General features: G+C 71.1%; 16 protein-coding genes. 6 read left to right on the plus strand and 10 right to left on the minus strand.

The window, feature by feature from the left end; translation table 11 throughout:
• Positions 1-322 precede the first annotated feature (322 nt).
• The 4 genes from hemE to SSMG_RS10905 are packed head-to-tail and all read left to right on the plus strand — an operon-like array spanning position 323 to position 4858.
• Complete coding sequence (hemE, locus tag SSMG_RS10890) at positions 323-1339, plus strand: uroporphyrinogen decarboxylase (RefSeq protein WP_286157040.1); 1017 nt, start codon at positions 323-325, stop codon at positions 1337-1339.
• Positions 1336-2745, plus strand: a complete 1410-nt coding sequence (gene hemG / locus SSMG_RS10895; RefSeq protein WP_037713288.1) for a protoporphyrinogen oxidase — start codon at positions 1336-1338, stop codon at positions 2743-2745. Before hemE ends, hemG begins: the two co-directional genes overlap by 4 nt.
• A gap of 46 nt (positions 2746-2791) precedes the next feature.
• Positions 2792-3484, plus strand: coding sequence for a hydrogen peroxide-dependent heme synthase (gene hemQ, locus SSMG_RS10900; RefSeq protein WP_009075643.1), 693 nt, complete (start codon positions 2792-2794; stop codon positions 3482-3484).
• A gap of 6 nt (positions 3485-3490) precedes the next feature.
• On the plus strand, positions 3491-4858 hold the full coding sequence (locus tag SSMG_RS10905) for a CoA transferase (RefSeq protein ID WP_009075645.1): 1368 nt from the start codon (positions 3491-3493) through the stop codon (positions 4856-4858).
• A 718-nt stretch (positions 4859-5576) separates the two neighbouring features.
• On the opposite strand, the gene SSMG_RS10910 is transcribed toward SSMG_RS10905, so the two are convergent.
• The 10 genes from SSMG_RS10910 to SSMG_RS10955 form a co-directional block, all read right to left on the minus strand.
• Positions 5577-6368: a TIGR04222 domain-containing membrane protein gene (locus tag SSMG_RS10910; protein ID WP_037713291.1), complete on the minus strand. Its 792-nt coding sequence runs from the start codon at positions 6366-6368 to the stop codon at positions 5577-5579.
• Positions 6369-6470: 102 nt separating this feature from the next.
• Complete coding sequence (locus tag SSMG_RS10915; RefSeq protein WP_037713293.1) at positions 6471-6797, minus strand: hypothetical protein; 327 nt, start codon at positions 6795-6797, stop codon at positions 6471-6473.
• Complete coding sequence (locus SSMG_RS10920; RefSeq protein ID WP_037716901.1) at positions 6794-7597, minus strand: DUF692 domain-containing protein; 804 nt, start codon at positions 7595-7597, stop codon at positions 6794-6796. The genes SSMG_RS10915 and SSMG_RS10920 overlap by 4 nt, the downstream gene beginning before the upstream one ends.
• A complete protein-coding gene (locus tag SSMG_RS10925) occupies positions 7590-8420 on the minus strand; it encodes a TIGR04222 domain-containing membrane protein (protein ID WP_009075651.1) in 831 nt (276 codons plus the stop codon). The genes SSMG_RS10920 and SSMG_RS10925 overlap by 8 nt, the downstream gene beginning before the upstream one ends.
• Before the next feature lie 24 nt (positions 8421-8444).
• Entirely contained in the window at positions 8445-9374 is a 930-nt protein-coding gene (locus tag SSMG_RS10930) for a TIGR04222 domain-containing membrane protein (protein ID WP_037716904.1), read from the minus strand.
• Positions 9375-9472: 98 nt separating this feature from the next.
• On the minus strand, positions 9473-10357 hold the full coding sequence (locus tag SSMG_RS10935; RefSeq protein WP_037713295.1) for a TIGR04222 domain-containing membrane protein: 885 nt from the start codon (positions 10355-10357) through the stop codon (positions 9473-9475).
• Positions 10358-10466: 109 nt separating this feature from the next.
• A complete protein-coding gene (gene msrB / locus SSMG_RS10940; protein ID WP_009075655.1) occupies positions 10467-10895 on the minus strand; it encodes a peptide-methionine (R)-S-oxide reductase MsrB in 429 nt (142 codons plus the stop codon).
• A 19-nt stretch (positions 10896-10914) separates the two neighbouring features.
• On the minus strand, positions 10915-11220 hold the full coding sequence (locus SSMG_RS10945; protein ID WP_009075657.1) for a hypothetical protein: 306 nt from the start codon (positions 11218-11220) through the stop codon (positions 10915-10917).
• A 50-nt stretch (positions 11221-11270) separates the two neighbouring features.
• The gene (locus SSMG_RS10950; protein ID WP_009075658.1) at positions 11271-12968 is read right to left on the minus strand and encodes a serine/threonine-protein kinase; all 1698 of its coding nucleotides are present in this window, start codon (positions 12966-12968) and stop codon (positions 11271-11273) included.
• A 57-nt stretch (positions 12969-13025) separates the two neighbouring features.
• Positions 13026-13700: a TVP38/TMEM64 family protein gene (locus SSMG_RS10955; protein ID WP_037713303.1), complete on the minus strand. Its 675-nt coding sequence runs from the start codon at positions 13698-13700 to the stop codon at positions 13026-13028.
• A gap of 37 nt (positions 13701-13737) precedes the next feature.
• Between SSMG_RS10955 and SSMG_RS10960 the strand changes: the two genes are divergently transcribed.
• On the plus strand, positions 13738-14793 hold the full coding sequence (locus SSMG_RS10960; RefSeq protein WP_009075663.1) for a DNA polymerase domain-containing protein: 1056 nt from the start codon (positions 13738-13740) through the stop codon (positions 14791-14793).
• Positions 14794-14950: 157 nt separating this feature from the next.
• Positions 14951-15343, plus strand: a complete 393-nt coding sequence (locus SSMG_RS10965; protein ID WP_037713305.1) for a DUF6221 family protein — start codon at positions 14951-14953, stop codon at positions 15341-15343.
• Positions 15344-15449 lie beyond the last annotated feature (106 nt).

Raw genomic sequence — 15449 nt, forward strand, 5'->3', positions numbered from 1 at the left:
TCTTTCTGTGCTGCAGCGTCTCTGGCCCCGTGTTGCCCGGCGGTCTCGGCGCTGCCTCGTTGGCCGTCCCGTCTCTCCGCCGCCTCACTGCGCACCTCGTCCTGCTTGGGTGCCTCTGCCTTCCCTGTCTGCTCGCCTTGCGCCTCTGCTCGTTGCCGCCCCCCATCTGCCCGGACACCTCGCTGTGCCGCCGTGAGAGCGGGTTCTGGCTCGTTGGGCCCGGGGCGGGCCGGGACTGTCGGGCCCGCGTGGGACCATGGGGTTCGTGCCTCAGGTTTCGTCCGCGCCCGTCGGCGCCCCGTCCGTTTCGACCCGTCGCGTCCTGCCCGGTTCGGCTTTCCTCGCCGCCGCGCGCGGGGAGCGGCCCGCGCACGTCCCGGTGTGGTTCATGCGCCAGGCCGGCCGTTCGCTGCCGGAGTACCGCGCGCTGCGCGAGGGCGTGCCGATGCTCGACGCGTGCTTCGACCCGGAGATGCTCGCCGAGATCACGATGCAGCCGGTCCGTCGGCTCGGGGTCGACGCGGCGATCCTGTTCAGCGACATCGTGGTCCCGCTCAAGGCGGCGGGCGTCGACATCGACATCGTCCCCGGCACCGGCCCGGTCGTGGCCTCCCCGGTGCGCGACGCGGACGCGGTGCGCGCGCTGCCGAAGCTCGAACCCGAGCAGGTCGGCAAGGTCGCGGACGGCGTCCGGCTGCTGGTGGAGCGGCTCGGCGAGACGCCGCTGATCGGGTTCGCCGGCGCGCCGTTCACGCTGGCCAGCTACCTGATCGAGGGCGGCCCGAGCCGCAACCACGAGCACACCAAGGCCCTGATGCACTCGCAGCCCGAGGTCTGGCACGACCTCGCCGCGCGCCTCGCCGACCTCGCCGCCACGTTCCTGCGCGCCCAGCTCGAGGCGGGCGTCGACGCGGTGCAGCTGTTCGACTCGTGGGCCGGCGCGCTGTCCGAGCGCGACTACCGCGAGTTCGTGCTGCCGCATTCGAGCCGCGTGCTGGCCGTGGCCGGGGAGTACGGCGTGCCGCGGATCCACTTCGGCGTCGGCACCGGCGAGCTGCTCGGCGCGATGCGCGAGGCGGGCGCGGACGTGGTCGGCGTCGACTGGCGGATCCCGCTCGACGTCGCGGTCCAGCGGCTCGGCGGCAACGTGTCGGTGCAGGGCAACCTCGACCCAGCGCTGCTGTACGCGTCGTGGCCGGTCCTGGAGGCCGAGGTTCGCCGGATCGTCGAAGAGGGCCGCGCCGCCCGCGGGCACGTGTTCAACCTCGGCCACGGCGTGCTGCCCGGAGTCGACCCGGAGGTGCTGAAGCGGGTCGTCGACCTGGTGCACTCGCTGTGAAGCACGTCGCGGTCGTCGGCGGCGGGATCTCCGGCCTGGCCGCCGCGTACCGGCTGCGTCAGCTGCTCGGCGACCGGGTGGCCATCACTGTTTTCGAGAGCACGCCCGCGATCGGCGGGAAGCTGCGCACGGCCGAGGTCGGCGGCGTCAGCTACGACGTCGGGGCCGAAGCGTTCCTCGCCCGGCGGCCCGAGATGGTCTCGCTGGTCAAGGAGGTCGGCCTCGCCGATCGCCTGGTGCATCCGACGAAGGCGCGCGCCAAAATCCACGCTGGCGGTTCGGTGCAGAGCCTGCCGCCCGGCACCGTGATGGGGGTCCCGGCGTCCGCGGAGTCCGTCGCGGGCGTGCTGTCCGCCGACGGACGGAGCGCGGTCGAGAAGGAGCGCTCGCTCGGCCCGGTCGACCTGGGCGAGGGCGACGTGCCGCTCGGACCGTTGCTGCGCACTCGCTTTGGCGACGAGCTGGTGGACCGGCTGGTCGACCCGCTGCTGGGCGGCGTCTATGCGGGCGGTGCCGACGGCCTTGGCCTCCGCGCGACGATGCCCGGCTTGGCCAATGCGATCGAAAGCGGGGCGGGTTCGCTCACCGAGGCCGCGTCCTCGCTGCTGCCGAAAACCCCCGGCACCGCACCGGTTTTCGGCAGTCTGACCGGCGGCTTGCGAGGCCTGCTCGACAGGTTGCTGGAGCTGTCCGGAGCCGAGTTGCGCACTTCGTCGACGGTCCGTTCGCTGACGCGGACGCCGTCCGGTTGGCGCCTCGAATTCGGTGCCGCCGCGCCAGCGCACGCGCCTGCAGACAGCCCGGTGGACGCGGACGCGGTGCTGCTCGCGGTGCCCGCACCGGCCGCCCGGAAACTGCTCGACGGTGTGGCTCCGGTGGCTTCGACGGCGTTCGGCGAGGTCGAGTTGGCTTCCATGGCGGTCGTCGCGTTCGCCTTCCCGCCGGGCACTGAACTGCCGGATGCGTCCGGAATCCTTATCGGCGCGGGGGAGCGGGACGCGGAAGGCGTTCCGTACGCGTCCAAAGCCTTCACGTTTTCGTCGAACAAGTGGGCACACCTCGGAAATGCCGGACCGGTGCTGGTGCGCGGTTCGGTCGGCCGGTTCGGGGAGCCCGGCGCGTTGAACGGCGACGACGATGCGCTGGTCGCAGCGGTCCGCGCGGATTTGGCCCGGCTCGCCGGGGTCACCGCGAAGCCGATCGACACCCTGGTGACGCGGTGGGGCGGCGGCCTGCCGCAATACGGCACCGGGCACCTGGAGCGGGTGACGCGGATCGAGACGGCAGTGGCGGGGATCCCGGGCCTGGCCGTGGCGGGCGCCACGCTGCACGGCGTCGGCCTCCCCGCGTGCGTGGCCACGGCCGACGCCGCTGCCCGGCGGATCGCGGAGCAGCTCTTCGTGTGACGGAGCCCCATGGCGATCGCCGGGCGGACAGTGCCAGGATGGAGTCATGGCGCGGTTGAATTACAACGAACTCAACGACACGATCCGCTACACCACGTGGTCGGTCTTCCGGATCGAACCGGGGAAGTTGGGGGAGGACCGCGGCGCCGCGGGCCGCGAGACGGCCGAATACCTCGACGGGCTCGAGGCGAAGGGCGTCGTCGTCCGGGGCGTGTACGACGTGTCCGGCCTCCGGGCTGACGCGGACTACATGATCTGGTGGCATGCCGAGGAGATCGAGCAGGTCCAGGCCGCCTACACCGGGTTCCGCCGCACGCCGCTCGGCCGCGCGTCCACGCCGGTCTGGAGCCAGACCGCGCTGCACCGGCCCGCCGAGTTCAACAAGAGCCACGTGCCCGCGTTCCTGGCCGGCGAGGAGGCGCGCAAGTACGTCTGCGTGTACCCGTTCGTCCGGTCCTACGACTGGTACCTGCTGCCGGACGAGGAACGCCGCAAGATGCTGGCCGACCACGGCAAGGAGGCGCGGGACTACCCGGACGTGCGCGCCAACACCGTCGCTTCGTTCGCGCTCGGCGACTACGAGTGGATCCTCGCCTTCGAGGCGGACGAGCTGCACCGGATCGTCGACCTGATGCGCCACCTCCGCAACACCGAGGCCCGCCGTCACGTGCGCGTCGAAATCCCGTTCTACACCGGCACGAAGGTGCCGCCCGCCGAGCTCGTCGCGGCTCTGCCGTAACCGCCGGTGCAGGACGTACTCGCCGGGGCCTGGCAGTCGCTCGCCGGGGAACCGCTGCCCGCCGTGTCCTTGACCGGCGACGAATCCGTGCTGCCCGGGCACTTCCGGGTCCCGGCCATGGCAAGCGCCAGCATCGCCGCGGCCACCCTGTCCGCCGGTGAGCTGTTGCGCCTGCGCGGCATCGACCCAGGCACGGTGTCGGTCGACACCCGGCACGCCGCCGCCGCGTTCCGCAGCGAGCAGCTGCTCCGCATCGACGGCGAACCCGGGCCAAGCCCGTGGGGCCGCATCGCGGGCGACTACCGCGCCGCCGACGGCTGGATCAAGCTGCACTGCAACACTTCCCGGCACGAAGCAGCGGTCTGCTGGGCGCTCGGCGTTCCGGCGACCCGCGAAGCGGTGACCAAAGCCGTGGCCGGAAAATCCACAGCAGAGGTCGAGTCCGCCGTGGTGACGGCAGGCGGTGCGGCAGCGCTGATGCGCTCTCGCGAGGACTGGCTGGCGCATCCGCAAGGCCGAGCCGTCGCGGAACTCCCGCTGGTCGAACTGAACCGCATCGGGGACGCGCCGAAACGCACCCTGTTCGACTCGGACCGCCCGATGGGCGGCGTCCGCGTGCTTGAACTGACGCACGTGCTGGCCGGACCCGTCGCGGGCCGCGTGCTGGCCGCGCACGGTGCGAACGTGCTGCACGTCGGTGCCGCACACCTGCCGCGCATTCCGGTGCTGACCATGGACACCGGCCAGGGCAAGCGCTCCGCGTTCATCGCGCTCGACACCGAAGGCGGCCGCGCGAAGCTGAAGAAGCTCATCGCCCGCGCGGACGTCCTGCTCCAGACCTTCCGCCCCGGTGCCCTGGCCCGAATCGGCTTCGGCCCGGAACAACTGGCCGAATTGCGCCCCGGCCTCGTGGTGGCCGACGTGTCGGCCTACGGCTGGACCGGCCCGTGGGCCCGCCGCCGCGGCTTCGACAGCCTCGTGCAGATGTCGTCCGGCATCGCCGAGGAGTACGCCACCGACGCTCCCGCGCCGCTGCCCGCGCAAGCACTCGACCACGCGACCGGCTGGCTGACCGCCGCCGCCATCATGACAGCACTCCGCCGCACAGTCACCGACGGCGGCACCTGGCACGCCCGCCTCTCCCTGGCCGGCACCGGACGGTGGCTGGATTCCTTGGGCCGCAAGGACCCGGAACCGTCCGAAGTGGACTACGCGGACGTCATGGAGACCGTCGACAGCGACTTCGGCCGGATGACCCGCGTGCGGATGGCCGGAGAGCTGCCCGGCTCGCCGCCGCACTGGGACCACCCGTCGCACCGCCCGGGCGCGGACACCCCGGTGTGGTCGCCGGTCGTGCCGCAGCCGGTTTCGTAGGCGTCTCCCGGCACTTCGTGGGCGGCCGCCCCGGTTGCGTGGCTACCGCTGTGCGCCGGTTTCGCGGATGCCGCCAGCCGGGGACGTCCCGCGCGTCAGTTTCGCGTGCGCACCTCCAGTTCCGTCGTGACAGTTCAGGGTCGTGCTCGGTGAGGGCCAAGCCGGTCTCGTGGGTGCCGTCAGTTCGCGACGTTCCGCGCGTCAGTCTCGCGTGGACGCCGCCGTCCGTGGCGACTGTCAGCGTCGCGCTCGGCTAGGCCCAAGCGGGTCTCGTGGATGCCGCCAGCCCAGGCGTGCCGCGCGTCAGTCGCGTGCGGGCGTTGCCAGTCCCGTGGGCACAGTGCGCTTTGTGAGCGCCGTGGTCCGTGAGTCCAGAGCCGGTCTCGTGGGTGCCGTCAGTCCGAGACGCGCCGCGCGCCGGTCTCGCGTGAGCACTGCCATGACCACGGGCAGCTTCGTGAGCGCCCCAGTTCATGAGCCCGGCACCGGTTTCGTCGGGTGCCGCCAGTCCGCCAAGTGCTGCGCCGGTTCTCCAAGCAGGAATCTCGTGGACCCCGCCAACGGCGCGAGTGCCGAGTAGGCACGGCCACGCCGATGAGTCCCATGCGCGTCCGTCGGTGGACGCCGCGCCGGATCGTCGGCACGTCCGATGAGCACTTGGTCTCACAAACCAACGCCACCAGCCCCAAACGCCGGTCAACGCCGCTCCGCCCCACGGCTAAATCGGCATAAGACCTCCCGCAACCCGCTTGTCCGGATAAGCCGCCAACCCGCCCACCGCGACCAGCTCAACCGGTCCTGCGCCACTGCCCGCGGCAGCCTGCTGTTGTGCCCGCGCGAGCACCGTCGTCCCGGCAGTCGTCGGCGGCAACGAACTGACCTTCCGCTCGCCGAACCTCTTGGTGATCCGCTGACTGCCGACGAGGCAGAGCCAGAGTGTCAGCCCGACCTCGGCGAAGACGAGCACCACCAGGACGTTCAGGTGAGACCGGCCGACGTCGTAGACCACCCGGGCCACCCCGGCCGCCAGCAAGACCACGGCGACCGCGGTCAGCGTGTACCCGAGGCCTGTCAACGGCCTGCGCCTGCTGACCAGTTGCCGCTGGACCAGATCGGTTTCGAGCGCCCGGATCGCGGGCTTGAGCGCCGAGGAACGCGCGATCCACGAGGCGAGCCGTCCGCGACCGGCCGCCTGGTGCACGGCTTGCTCCAGCGGCGGCGACGGGGGCGGTGACGCAGGCGGCGGCTCGGTGGCGAGGACCTCGCCCATCGACCCGACCTGCAGCTGTCCGCGCGCGAGCAGCGCCGCGATCGCGGTCTCGACCACTCGTGGCCGCCCGTCCGCCAAGTACGCGACGTCGTACGCGTCGCGCGGCATGGCGGCCGACTCCGGCACGGACGCCTGCTTCGCCAGCTTGTCCTTGCCAGCGGCCAAAATGCTCACCAGGCCCGCGGCCAGGGCCACGTAGACCAGCACCATCGGGCTCACCGCGGCCCAGAATCCGTTCACGACAGATTCCCTCCCTCCCTGGCCCGGCAGAGATCGGATAACCCCGCCGTAACCAGACATGTCGCCAGCGTAGTCAGCACCACCGACAAAAACGGGAAGGCCTCAGCGCCGGAACCATCTGCGCCGAGGTTTGGGCAGGTCACCGCGGGCGATGAGCCACTGCGCGAACGCGTCGGCGTACTCGCGCGCCCGAATCGAAGTCGTCTTCGGCCGCTCCGCCGCGAACGTGTCGAACAACGGCCGATACCGCGAGCCCAGCGTCTCCGGAAGGTCCGGTCGCAGGTACGCCACAAGCCGTCGTCGCTTGGCGAGCAGGACGTCTGCCTCGATGCGCAATCGCGAGGCGTCGAAGCCGGACGGCGGCTCGGTTCCGGTCAACAGGCTGTCCAGCAACGCGGCCTGCCGAGCCGCCAGTTCTTCCCTGCTCACGGCGTTACCGCGGTCCGCAGCGCGACCAGTTCGGCAGCGAGTTCGGAATCGGTGGGGTAGTCGTCGTCGCGTTCCAGCAGAACGCCCGGCGGATCAGTGCGGCGGCGCAGTTCGGCCAGCAGATCCAGCACCTCCGGCAGCACCGGATGCGCGTGTGTGTCGTGGTAAACGCCGTCTCGCTCGACACCGCCCGCCATGTGCACATACGCGAGCCGTTCCCACGGAATCCCGTCCAGGAACGCGACCGGATCGGTGCCCACGTTGCGCGCGTTCGCGTACAGGTTCGCGACGTCGATGATCAGCAGGCAGCCGGTCCGTTCGGTCAGCTCGGTGAGGAATTGTTCTTCAGTCAGCTCGTTTTCCGGCCATTCCAGCAGCGCGGCGATGTTCTCCAGCGCCAACGGCACGTCCACAATGGACTGTGCGAGCCGGACGTTGTCCACGAGCACGTCCAGCGCCTCGCGCGTGCGCGGCAACGGCATCAGATGCCCGGAATCGAGCCCGCCCGCGCGCACGAAACACACGTGGTCGCTGGCCAGCGGCGCGTCGAGGGTCCTCGCCAGTTCGGCCAGGTGCTCCACGCGCGCGGTGTCCAGCGGCTCGGCTCCGCCCAGCGACAGCGACACCGCGTGCGGCAGCACCGGCATCCCGCGATCTTTCAGCGCCAGCAGGCTTTCCGGGAGATGCGGGGCGTGCAGGTTCTCCGCGACCACCTCGACCCAGTCGACGCCCGGCAGCCGCGCGATCGACAGGTCCAGTTCCGGTCGCCAGCCGATGCCGATTCCCAGCCGGTCAGCCACCGCAGCCACCTCCGCCTCCACATCCGCCGCCACCGCCGCACGACGATCCGCCGCCGGACGACGTTCCCGCGCCGCTCTGCAACGCCAAGCTTGTCGCATGGTCCGGGTACTGGGCGAAGCCGCCCAGCGCGACCAGCGAAGCCGCACCGACCAACAGCGCGCCGGACTGTATCCGCTGCGCCGCCGGGTCTGTCCGCACCGCGGCGACCATCGCGCGCCCAGCCTTGGTCGGGTGGACTTTTGGCCGCTTCCGGCTGAGCATCGCCAGCACCGCGAGAATCGCGGTGACTGTCAGCAGCACGTTCAGGCCCGCGGTCGGCCGGTGGAGCGCGGAGCCGTTCATCGAGCGCACCAGACCGACCACGAACAGGATCGCGTAGACCGCGCTCACCCCCGCCGCGAAGCGGGCGGACGCGACCGTGACCAGACCGCGCTGGCGCAGTTCGTCCCCGATGCTCCGCACCGGCGCGGCGACCGCTTCCGCCGTGCGCAGCGTCGCCGCCGCGTGGCGTCGCTTCCGCACAGCCGCGTAAACCGCCTGCTCAACTGGCCCTGTGGGCGCTCCGGAAACAGCGGTGAGCTGGCCCCGGGTGTCGACTCGCAGCAGTCCGCGCTCCAGCAGTGCGGCAATTGCCGTGTCGACCGTCCGGTGGGGGCCGCCCGCGAGGAAGGCGAGCTGGTAGACGTCGAGCGGCCGGCGCACGTCCGCGGCCGCCCTCGGCCCGATCCGCGGCCAGACGAGCTGCACCGCCAGTGTCAAGGCCAGCGCGGACCCGTAGATCGCCAGGAACTGCGGGCCTGAGATTCCCCACGGCTCGTGCACGGCGTCTCCCTCCTCAAGCGCGGGTCATCCGCCGCAGCCGCCCCCGCCGCCGCACGAAGACCCGCTGCTGCACGAGGAACCACTGCTGCACGACGACCCGCCGCTCGAACCGCCGCCCCCGGCCCACGTGCTGCCGCTTCCGCTGATCAGGGCGGTACTCATCTCCTCGTCCGGGTACAGCGCGATTCCGCCGAGCGCGACCACCGCCGCCGCACCGACAAGCAACGCGCCCTTGCCGTTTCCGCTCGTCTCAGCGAACTCCTGAGGCCGTTCCTCGGCGGCTTTCGCTTCTTCGCGGGCGCGCACCACGATCGCGTGGCCCGCGTCGGTCGCCCGGGACGTCTTCGAGCCCTTGCGCACCGAATAAGCGATCAACGTCAGGGTCCCGGCCACGAAAAGCAGTCCGATGAGCCCGCCGATCGGCCGCCCCAGCTGCGCTCCGTTGACCGCGCGGACGATGCCGATCAGCAGCAGCGCCGCGTACGCGACCACGATGCCGACGCGGAAGCCGTCCAGGCCGTCGCCGGCGGTGAGCAGCCCGCGCCGTTCGAGGTCCTGGCGGATCTTTTCCACTTCCGGCCGGACCACCGGCGATTTGCGCACCATGGCCACGGTCGCCGAACCGCCCTGAGCAGCGTCGTGCACCGCGCGTTCCAGCCTCTTGCCAGACGGCCGCTTGCCGATCGCGCTCAGCTTGCCCTTGCTGCTCACCCGCAGCAGTTCCTGTTCCAGCAACGTCGCGATCGCGGTGTCGACCGTGCGGTCCGAGCCGCCGGCCAAATAGGCGAGCTGGTAGACGTCCGGCTGCAGCGGCGGTTCGACGGTGGCGGGCGCGTTCCGCCGCCGGGACCGCGCGATCGGCGGCCAGCTCAGCTGCACCAGCAGCACGACGGCCAGCGCGAGGCCGAAGATCAGCAGGAATTGCGGGCCCGAAATGCCCCACGGTTCGTCCACGGCTTCCCCCTCTTTCCAGCGTTGCCCGAACTTTAACCGGCTGCTCGCCGGAGGCTGTCGGCAGAACTGACGCACTCGATGCCCGGTTCGTTCCCGGTTCAGCTGTTCCCGCCGCCGCAGCCACCCCCGCCGCATCCGCCGCCGCACCCGGATCCGCAGCCCGCTCCACCGCCGCAGCCGGATCCGCACCCCGCCCCGGCGGCCCAATACCCCGCAGCTCCGCCCGCGGAGCCCGCGATGGCCGCTCGCGCCTGCCGGGTCGCTGGGAGCCCGCGAAGCAGCGCGACCCGCAGTTCGCGATCCGGATGGTTCGACAGCCCGCCGACCGCGACGTTCCCGGTCAGGCCGCTGATCAGGCTCTGGTCCGGCCACGCCGCTTCGGCCGCCGCGCGTCCGGCGTCGGTCGGCCGGATCCGCCGGGCAGCCCGACGACGGGACAGCGCGGTGAACCCGAACCACGCGGGCAGCAGAACCGAAATCAGCACATAGCCGTTCAGCCCGCCGACGCCCGCCGCCACGCCCGCCGCCGTCAGCACTGCTTCCCCGATCGCGGTCCACTTCCAGGCCGCCTGCAGCGCCTGGCGGTCAACGAGCAGGCCGCGTTTGGTGAGGTCATCGATCATCTCGCGGACCGTCTCGCCGCCGACGAGACCGCGCAACACCGTCGCGATCCCGACTCCCGTACCGGTCAGCTCGGCGGCTTCCCGGCTCAGCGCGTCCGACGGTTCGGTCGGCGTGCGGTACAGCCTTCCCGTTGAGTCCGCGCGGAGCTGTTCCCGCTCCAGCATCGACGCGACTGTCGTTTCGGCGACGCGGATCGGTCCGTTGGTCAGCAGCGCGACCTGCGCCGCGGACGTGAGCCGGGTTTCGGGATGCCTGCCGCGGTGCAGCCGGGCGGCGGTCCGCCGTCCGGGCCACCAGCAGACCAGCGCCAGCACCAGGATCAACGCGGCCGGCATCGCGCGTTCGATCGTCCAGTCCATCGCGGTCCCCTCCGGATGAACAGTCCACGCTACCCGCCCGGCCGGGGTTGCCGCCGGACGGAAAACCGCCCTCCCCGGCGCGGGAAGGGCGGTTTCGGGGAACCGGGCGTCAGTCGCCGGATTCCGGGACGAGCTTCAGGGAAATCGAGTTGATGCAGTACCGCTGGTCGGTCGGGGTCGCGTAGCCCTCGCCCTCGAACACGTGCCCGAGGTGGCTGTGGCACGAGGCGCACAGCACCTCGATGCGCCGCATGCCCATGGTGCGGTCCTCGCGCAGCAGCACCGCGTCGGAGTCCGCCGGGTCGTAGAACGACGGCCAGCCGCAGTGGCTTTCGAACTTCGTGTCGCTGCGGAACAGCTCCGCGCCGCAAGCCCGGCACTCGTACACGCCGGTGGTCTTGGTGTCGGTGTACTCGCCGGTGAACGGCCGTTCGGTGCCGGCTTGCCGGAGCACCGCGTACTCCTCGGGGGCAAGCTGCTCCCGCCATTCCTGGTCGGACTTCACCACGCGCGGAGTGGTGCCGACGACGGGTTTCATACCTTTCACCCTTCCCACGTTACCTGGAGAGAAAAGCGACCGTGTGCAGCGCGATGTCCCAGGCGGTGACCAGCAGCCCGAGCACGATCAGCACCACGACCAGCGCGGACACCCAGTAGCGGAGCCCGCCGGTGCGGTTGCTGGACTCGGCGAAGTCGGCGACCTGGTCCAGGCACGCCTCGACGGTGAAAGTCGGCCCGGTGCGCTCCATCCGGTCGAGATGGGCGGCGAACGCACGGGCCTCCGGGTCGTACGGATCCAGCCCGACCAGATCCTCGTGGAACCGAGGATTCCAGCCCGGCGGCAGAGCTCCGTTCTCGGCCATGCCTCAACGGTAGGCTATTCGCCCCGCCGGACCCACCTCTGCGGCGAGTGTCACTGCGCGGGCGCGCCAGTCTCGACACGGGGATCGCTGTTGATCATCAACGTTCCGTCTGGCCCGGCGACGACCTGCACGACCTTCAGGGTCTGCGCGCCGCTATTGGAAAAGAGGGTGATTTGGACGTCGGCGGAACCGTCCGGGTTGTTCTGGCGCTTGTAAACGTTCGCGTTCCGGAAGGAAGCTGGCTTGTTCTCCTTCCAGTACGCGGCGAACGCGGTCTGGTCGCCGAACGCTGCCTGCGCCGCAGGGGTCAACATCGCCCAGGTACTGGGCGACCCAGCGTCACCGTAGAACGCGACGACTTGGTCGCCTGCGGGCCGCCACTGCACCGTTCCGCTGGACTTGACCGGAGGTGCCGACGAACTCGGCGTGTTCGACGGAGTAGCGGGCGCGGAGGAACTCGACGCCGGCGGCTGCGCGTTCGACGAACCGCCGCTCTTGCCCTGGCTGCTGCTCAAAACCAAGAACACCACCAACGCCACCGCGACCACTGCCGCGGCCCCGCCGGCGAGGAACGCGATCTTCTTCTTCCGTGCCGCAGCAGGCGAAACCCGATCTCCCGACCCAGCACCGGAGTAGTTCGGCGCAGCAGCGGTAGGCGTCGGTCGCACCGCGGGTTGCGGACGCGGCGGAGTGTTCGCCGGGGGAGCAGGACGCGAAGGCGCGCCCATCGGCATGAACGACGCAGTCGGCGTCCGCGGCGGGTTCGACGGGGCCTTCGGCGCGGCAGCGGCAGCCGCCGCCGGAGCAGCCGTACGCGCCCACGGCGGACGGGATCCGTTGCTTCCCGGACCGCGGCCCGACAGCAACTGCTGCGGCGCGGCCGGTTCCCCGGTCGCGAGCGCCGCCAGCCGTTCCCGGGCCTCGGCCATGCTCGGCCGCTCGGAAGCTTCGCTGCGCAGCAGGCTCATCAGCAACGCGGTCGCCGGACCGGCCTGCGTCGGCGGGTTGACCTGGCCGTTCGCCGCCGCGTAGAGCAGCGCGAGCTGGTTCGTGGTGTTGCCGTACGGGGTCTGACCCTCGATCGCCTGGTACAGCGTCGCGCCGAGGGCAAAGACGTCCGAGCTGGGCACCGGGTCGGCGCCGCGGGCCAGTTCGGGGGCGAGGTACGCCGGGGTGCCGCCGATGAGGCCGGTCTGGGTGAGCGTCATGTCGCCGGCCGCGCGGGAGATGCCGAAGTCGGTGATCTTCGCGGTGCCGGTTTCGTCGATGAGGATGTTGCCGGGCTTGACGTCGCGGTGCACGATCCCGGCGCGGTGCGCGGCCACGAGAGCCGCGGCGACCTGCTCGCCGATCCGCGCGACCTGGCCGACCGGCAGCGTGCCCTGTTCGGCCAGCACCGCGGACAGGCTCGGGCCGTTGAGGTACTCCATCACGAGGCACGGGTCGCCGCCGTGCTCGGCGACGTCGAACACGACGATCGCGTTGGGGTGCTGGAAGCGGGCGGCGTTCTTCGCCTCGCGCATGGCGCGCTGGCGCATGTTGTCGCGTTCGGCCTCGGAGACGCCCGGCTGCGGCAGGATCTGCTTGATCGCCACGGACCGTTCCAGGCGCACGTCCACGGCACGCCACACCACGCCCATGGCACCGCTACCAATGTGCTCGACGAGGCGGTAGTGCCCCGCGATCAGCTGCCCGGTGTCGATGACGCCCGCTCCTGACGAAAGTCCCGTGATCGTGGTCGTGCGCAGCGCGGATACCCCTCGCGCACCCGAACGAGTGTAGCGGTCGGAAGTACCTGCCCGCCGTCAGCCAGCCGGTGCCGACGGCACGGGCGCCTCCGGTTCAGCGGCGGGGACGCGCTTCCGCAGCACCCGCACCAATCCTGCCGCGCCGAGCGCCGCGAAGACGGCGTAGCAAGCCAGCAATGCGGGCGGCGTGTCGCCGGTCAGCGCGTCCGCGAAAACGACCACCGCGACGGTCCCGGGGACGCTCCCGAGCGCGGTCCCGGCAAGGTACGGAAGGAGTTTCACGGACGAAACGCCGCACAGGTAGTTCATCGCCGAAAACGGGACGACCGGGATCAACCGCAGCGACGTGATCGCGAGCACGCCGCCGTCGGAGAGCCGGTCGTTGACGGCCCGCACCGGCGCCCGGTGGAGATGGCGCAGGATCAGGTCGCGGCCGAGCAGCCGGGCCAGCCCGTACGCCAGCGCGGCGGCGATCGTGGTGGCCGCCAAGGCGATGAACACCCCCGCGACGCTGCCGACGAGCAACCCGGCGGCCAGGTTGAACACCGTGCGCGGGATGGGCGCGACGGTGAACAGCGAGTAAGCCACGAGGAGCACCAGCGGAGTCATCGATCCGGTCGCCGCGGCCCAGGTGCGCAGCTGCGCCGGTCCGGGGATCGGCAGCCACAGCGCGGCGGCGCCGAGAAGGGCCAACACGGCCAGGGCGACGATCAGCTTGGTTCTCCCGGACACCCCGCCACGGTACGGCACTCGCGGCTACGGTGGCCGCATGGCCAAACACGGCGATCCGGTCGAGTACCAGGTGGGGGAGCGCACTGTCCGGGTGTCGAGCCCCGACAAGGTCTATTTCCCCGAACGCGGCATCACGAAGCGGCAGGTGGTCGAGTACTACCTCGCCGTGGCCGATCCGTTGCTGCGGGCGATCGGCGAACGGCCGACCACCTTGAAACGCTACGTCGACGGCGTCACCGGCGACTGGTTCTACGCCAAGCGCGTGCCCAAGGGCGCGCCGGACTGGCTTGAGACCGCGCGGATCGCCTTCCCGTCCGGCCGGACGGCCGACGAGGTCTGCCCGACCGAGCCCGCGGTGTTCGCCTGGGCCGCCAACCTCGGCACCTTCGACTTCCACCCGTGGCCGGTCCGCCGCCCCGACGTGGACCACCCGGACGAACTGCGGATCGACGTCGACCCGCCGGAACGCGCCGGGTTCGCCGACGCGGTCGAGGTCGCCGGCGTCGTCCGCGAGGTGCTCGCCGACGCCGGGCTCACCGGCTATCCGAAGACCTCCGGCGGCCGCGGCGTGCACGTCCTCGTGCGGATCCGCCCGGAATGGGACTTCATCGCGGTGCGGCACGCGGTGATCGCGCTCGGCCGCGAGGTCGAACGGCGGATCCCGGACAAGGCGACGGTCTCCTGGTGGAAGGAGGAACGCGGCGGCCGCGTCTTCCTCGACTACAACCAGGCGGCCCGGGACCGGACGGTCGCCTCCTCGTGGTCGGTCCGCGGCACCCCGCGCGCGACCGTGTCGACCCCGCTGACCTGGGACTTGCTCGCCGACGTCGACCCGGACGACTTCGATGTCCTGACCGTCCCCGGCTTCCTCGCCGAACACGGCGACCTGCACGCGCCGATGGACGAGAAGGCGTTCGGCCTGGAGACCCTGCTGGAGTGGTACGAGCGCGACGACCGGGACCTCGGCGGTGCGGAACTGCCCTACCCGCCCGATTACCCGAAAATGCCCGGCGAACCGAAGCGGGTGCAACCCAGCAAGGCCCGTCCGACCAGGCGTGATCGTCCGATTGCCGGGCGTGATCACTCTGGGTGATCAACATCGCGGCGAATTTCCGGCAAGTTTCCGCAGGTCGCGCTGAGTTTTTCGCGGTCGACTACCCTGGAGCGTGCCGCTGGTTGGTAACGCGCCGAGGTCGAGGTGCGACTATTGCCGGACCGGAGGGGAGCCGGGACCGGAGGAGGGAGACGTCGTGGACGACCTGATCGCGTTCCTCGCCGCGCGCGTCGGACAGCGGCAGGCGCTGATCATGCAGGCGGTGCAGAAGGGCAAGGCCGGCGAGCCGCTGACCCGCGGCGAGGCCAAGGTCGGGCTGGAGGAGCGGGTCCGTTCCCTCGGCGACCTCGAACTCGACGTGGTCAACCAGATGATCAACGAGATCGAGGCGACGCGGCGGATCATGCTCGCGCATCGGACTACGGTGTCGGAGAAGGTGCCCGGGTTTCCGTTGTACGGCAGCGAGTATTGGTGTGAGACGTGCCATGTGCCCGCCGACGAGGCTGGGTCGAATTGGTGTTTGACGTTGCGGTTGCTGGCGTTGCCGTACGCGGATCATCCGGATTACAGCGAGCGGTGGAGGCCGTAGGGGGTCGGCTCGTCGCCTGGCGGCGACATCGCGCCCGGGTGGTGAGGCTGGGCACCCCGATTTTTGATTGTGACTACGGCGCTGGGGTGCTTGTCAAGGCGGGAAA

The sequence above is a fragment of the Streptomyces sp. AA4 genome, from assembly GCF_000158875.1.
In the GTDB taxonomy this organism is placed as follows: Bacteria; Actinomycetota; Actinomycetes; order Mycobacteriales; family Pseudonocardiaceae; genus Amycolatopsis.

What these genes read in the sequence shown, in the direction of transcription:
- hemQ (WP_009075643.1), top strand. Translation starts at nt 2,792, where the DNA reads ATGGCGCGGTTGAATTACAACGAACTCAACGACACGATCCGCTACACC.
- SSMG_RS10935 (WP_037713295.1), bottom strand. Translation starts at nt 10,357, where the DNA reads ATGGACTGGACGATCGAACGCGCGATGCCGGCCGCGTTGATCCTGGTG.
- msrB (WP_009075655.1), bottom strand. Translation starts at nt 10,895, where the DNA reads ATGAAACCCGTCGTCGGCACCACTCCGCGCGTGGTGAAGTCCGACCAG.
- SSMG_RS10945 (WP_009075657.1), bottom strand. Translation starts at nt 11,220, where the DNA reads ATGGCCGAGAACGGAGCTCTGCCGCCGGGCTGGAATCCTCGGTTCCAC.
- SSMG_RS10960 (WP_009075663.1), top strand. Translation starts at nt 13,738, where the DNA reads ATGGCCAAACACGGCGATCCGGTCGAGTACCAGGTGGGGGAGCGCACT.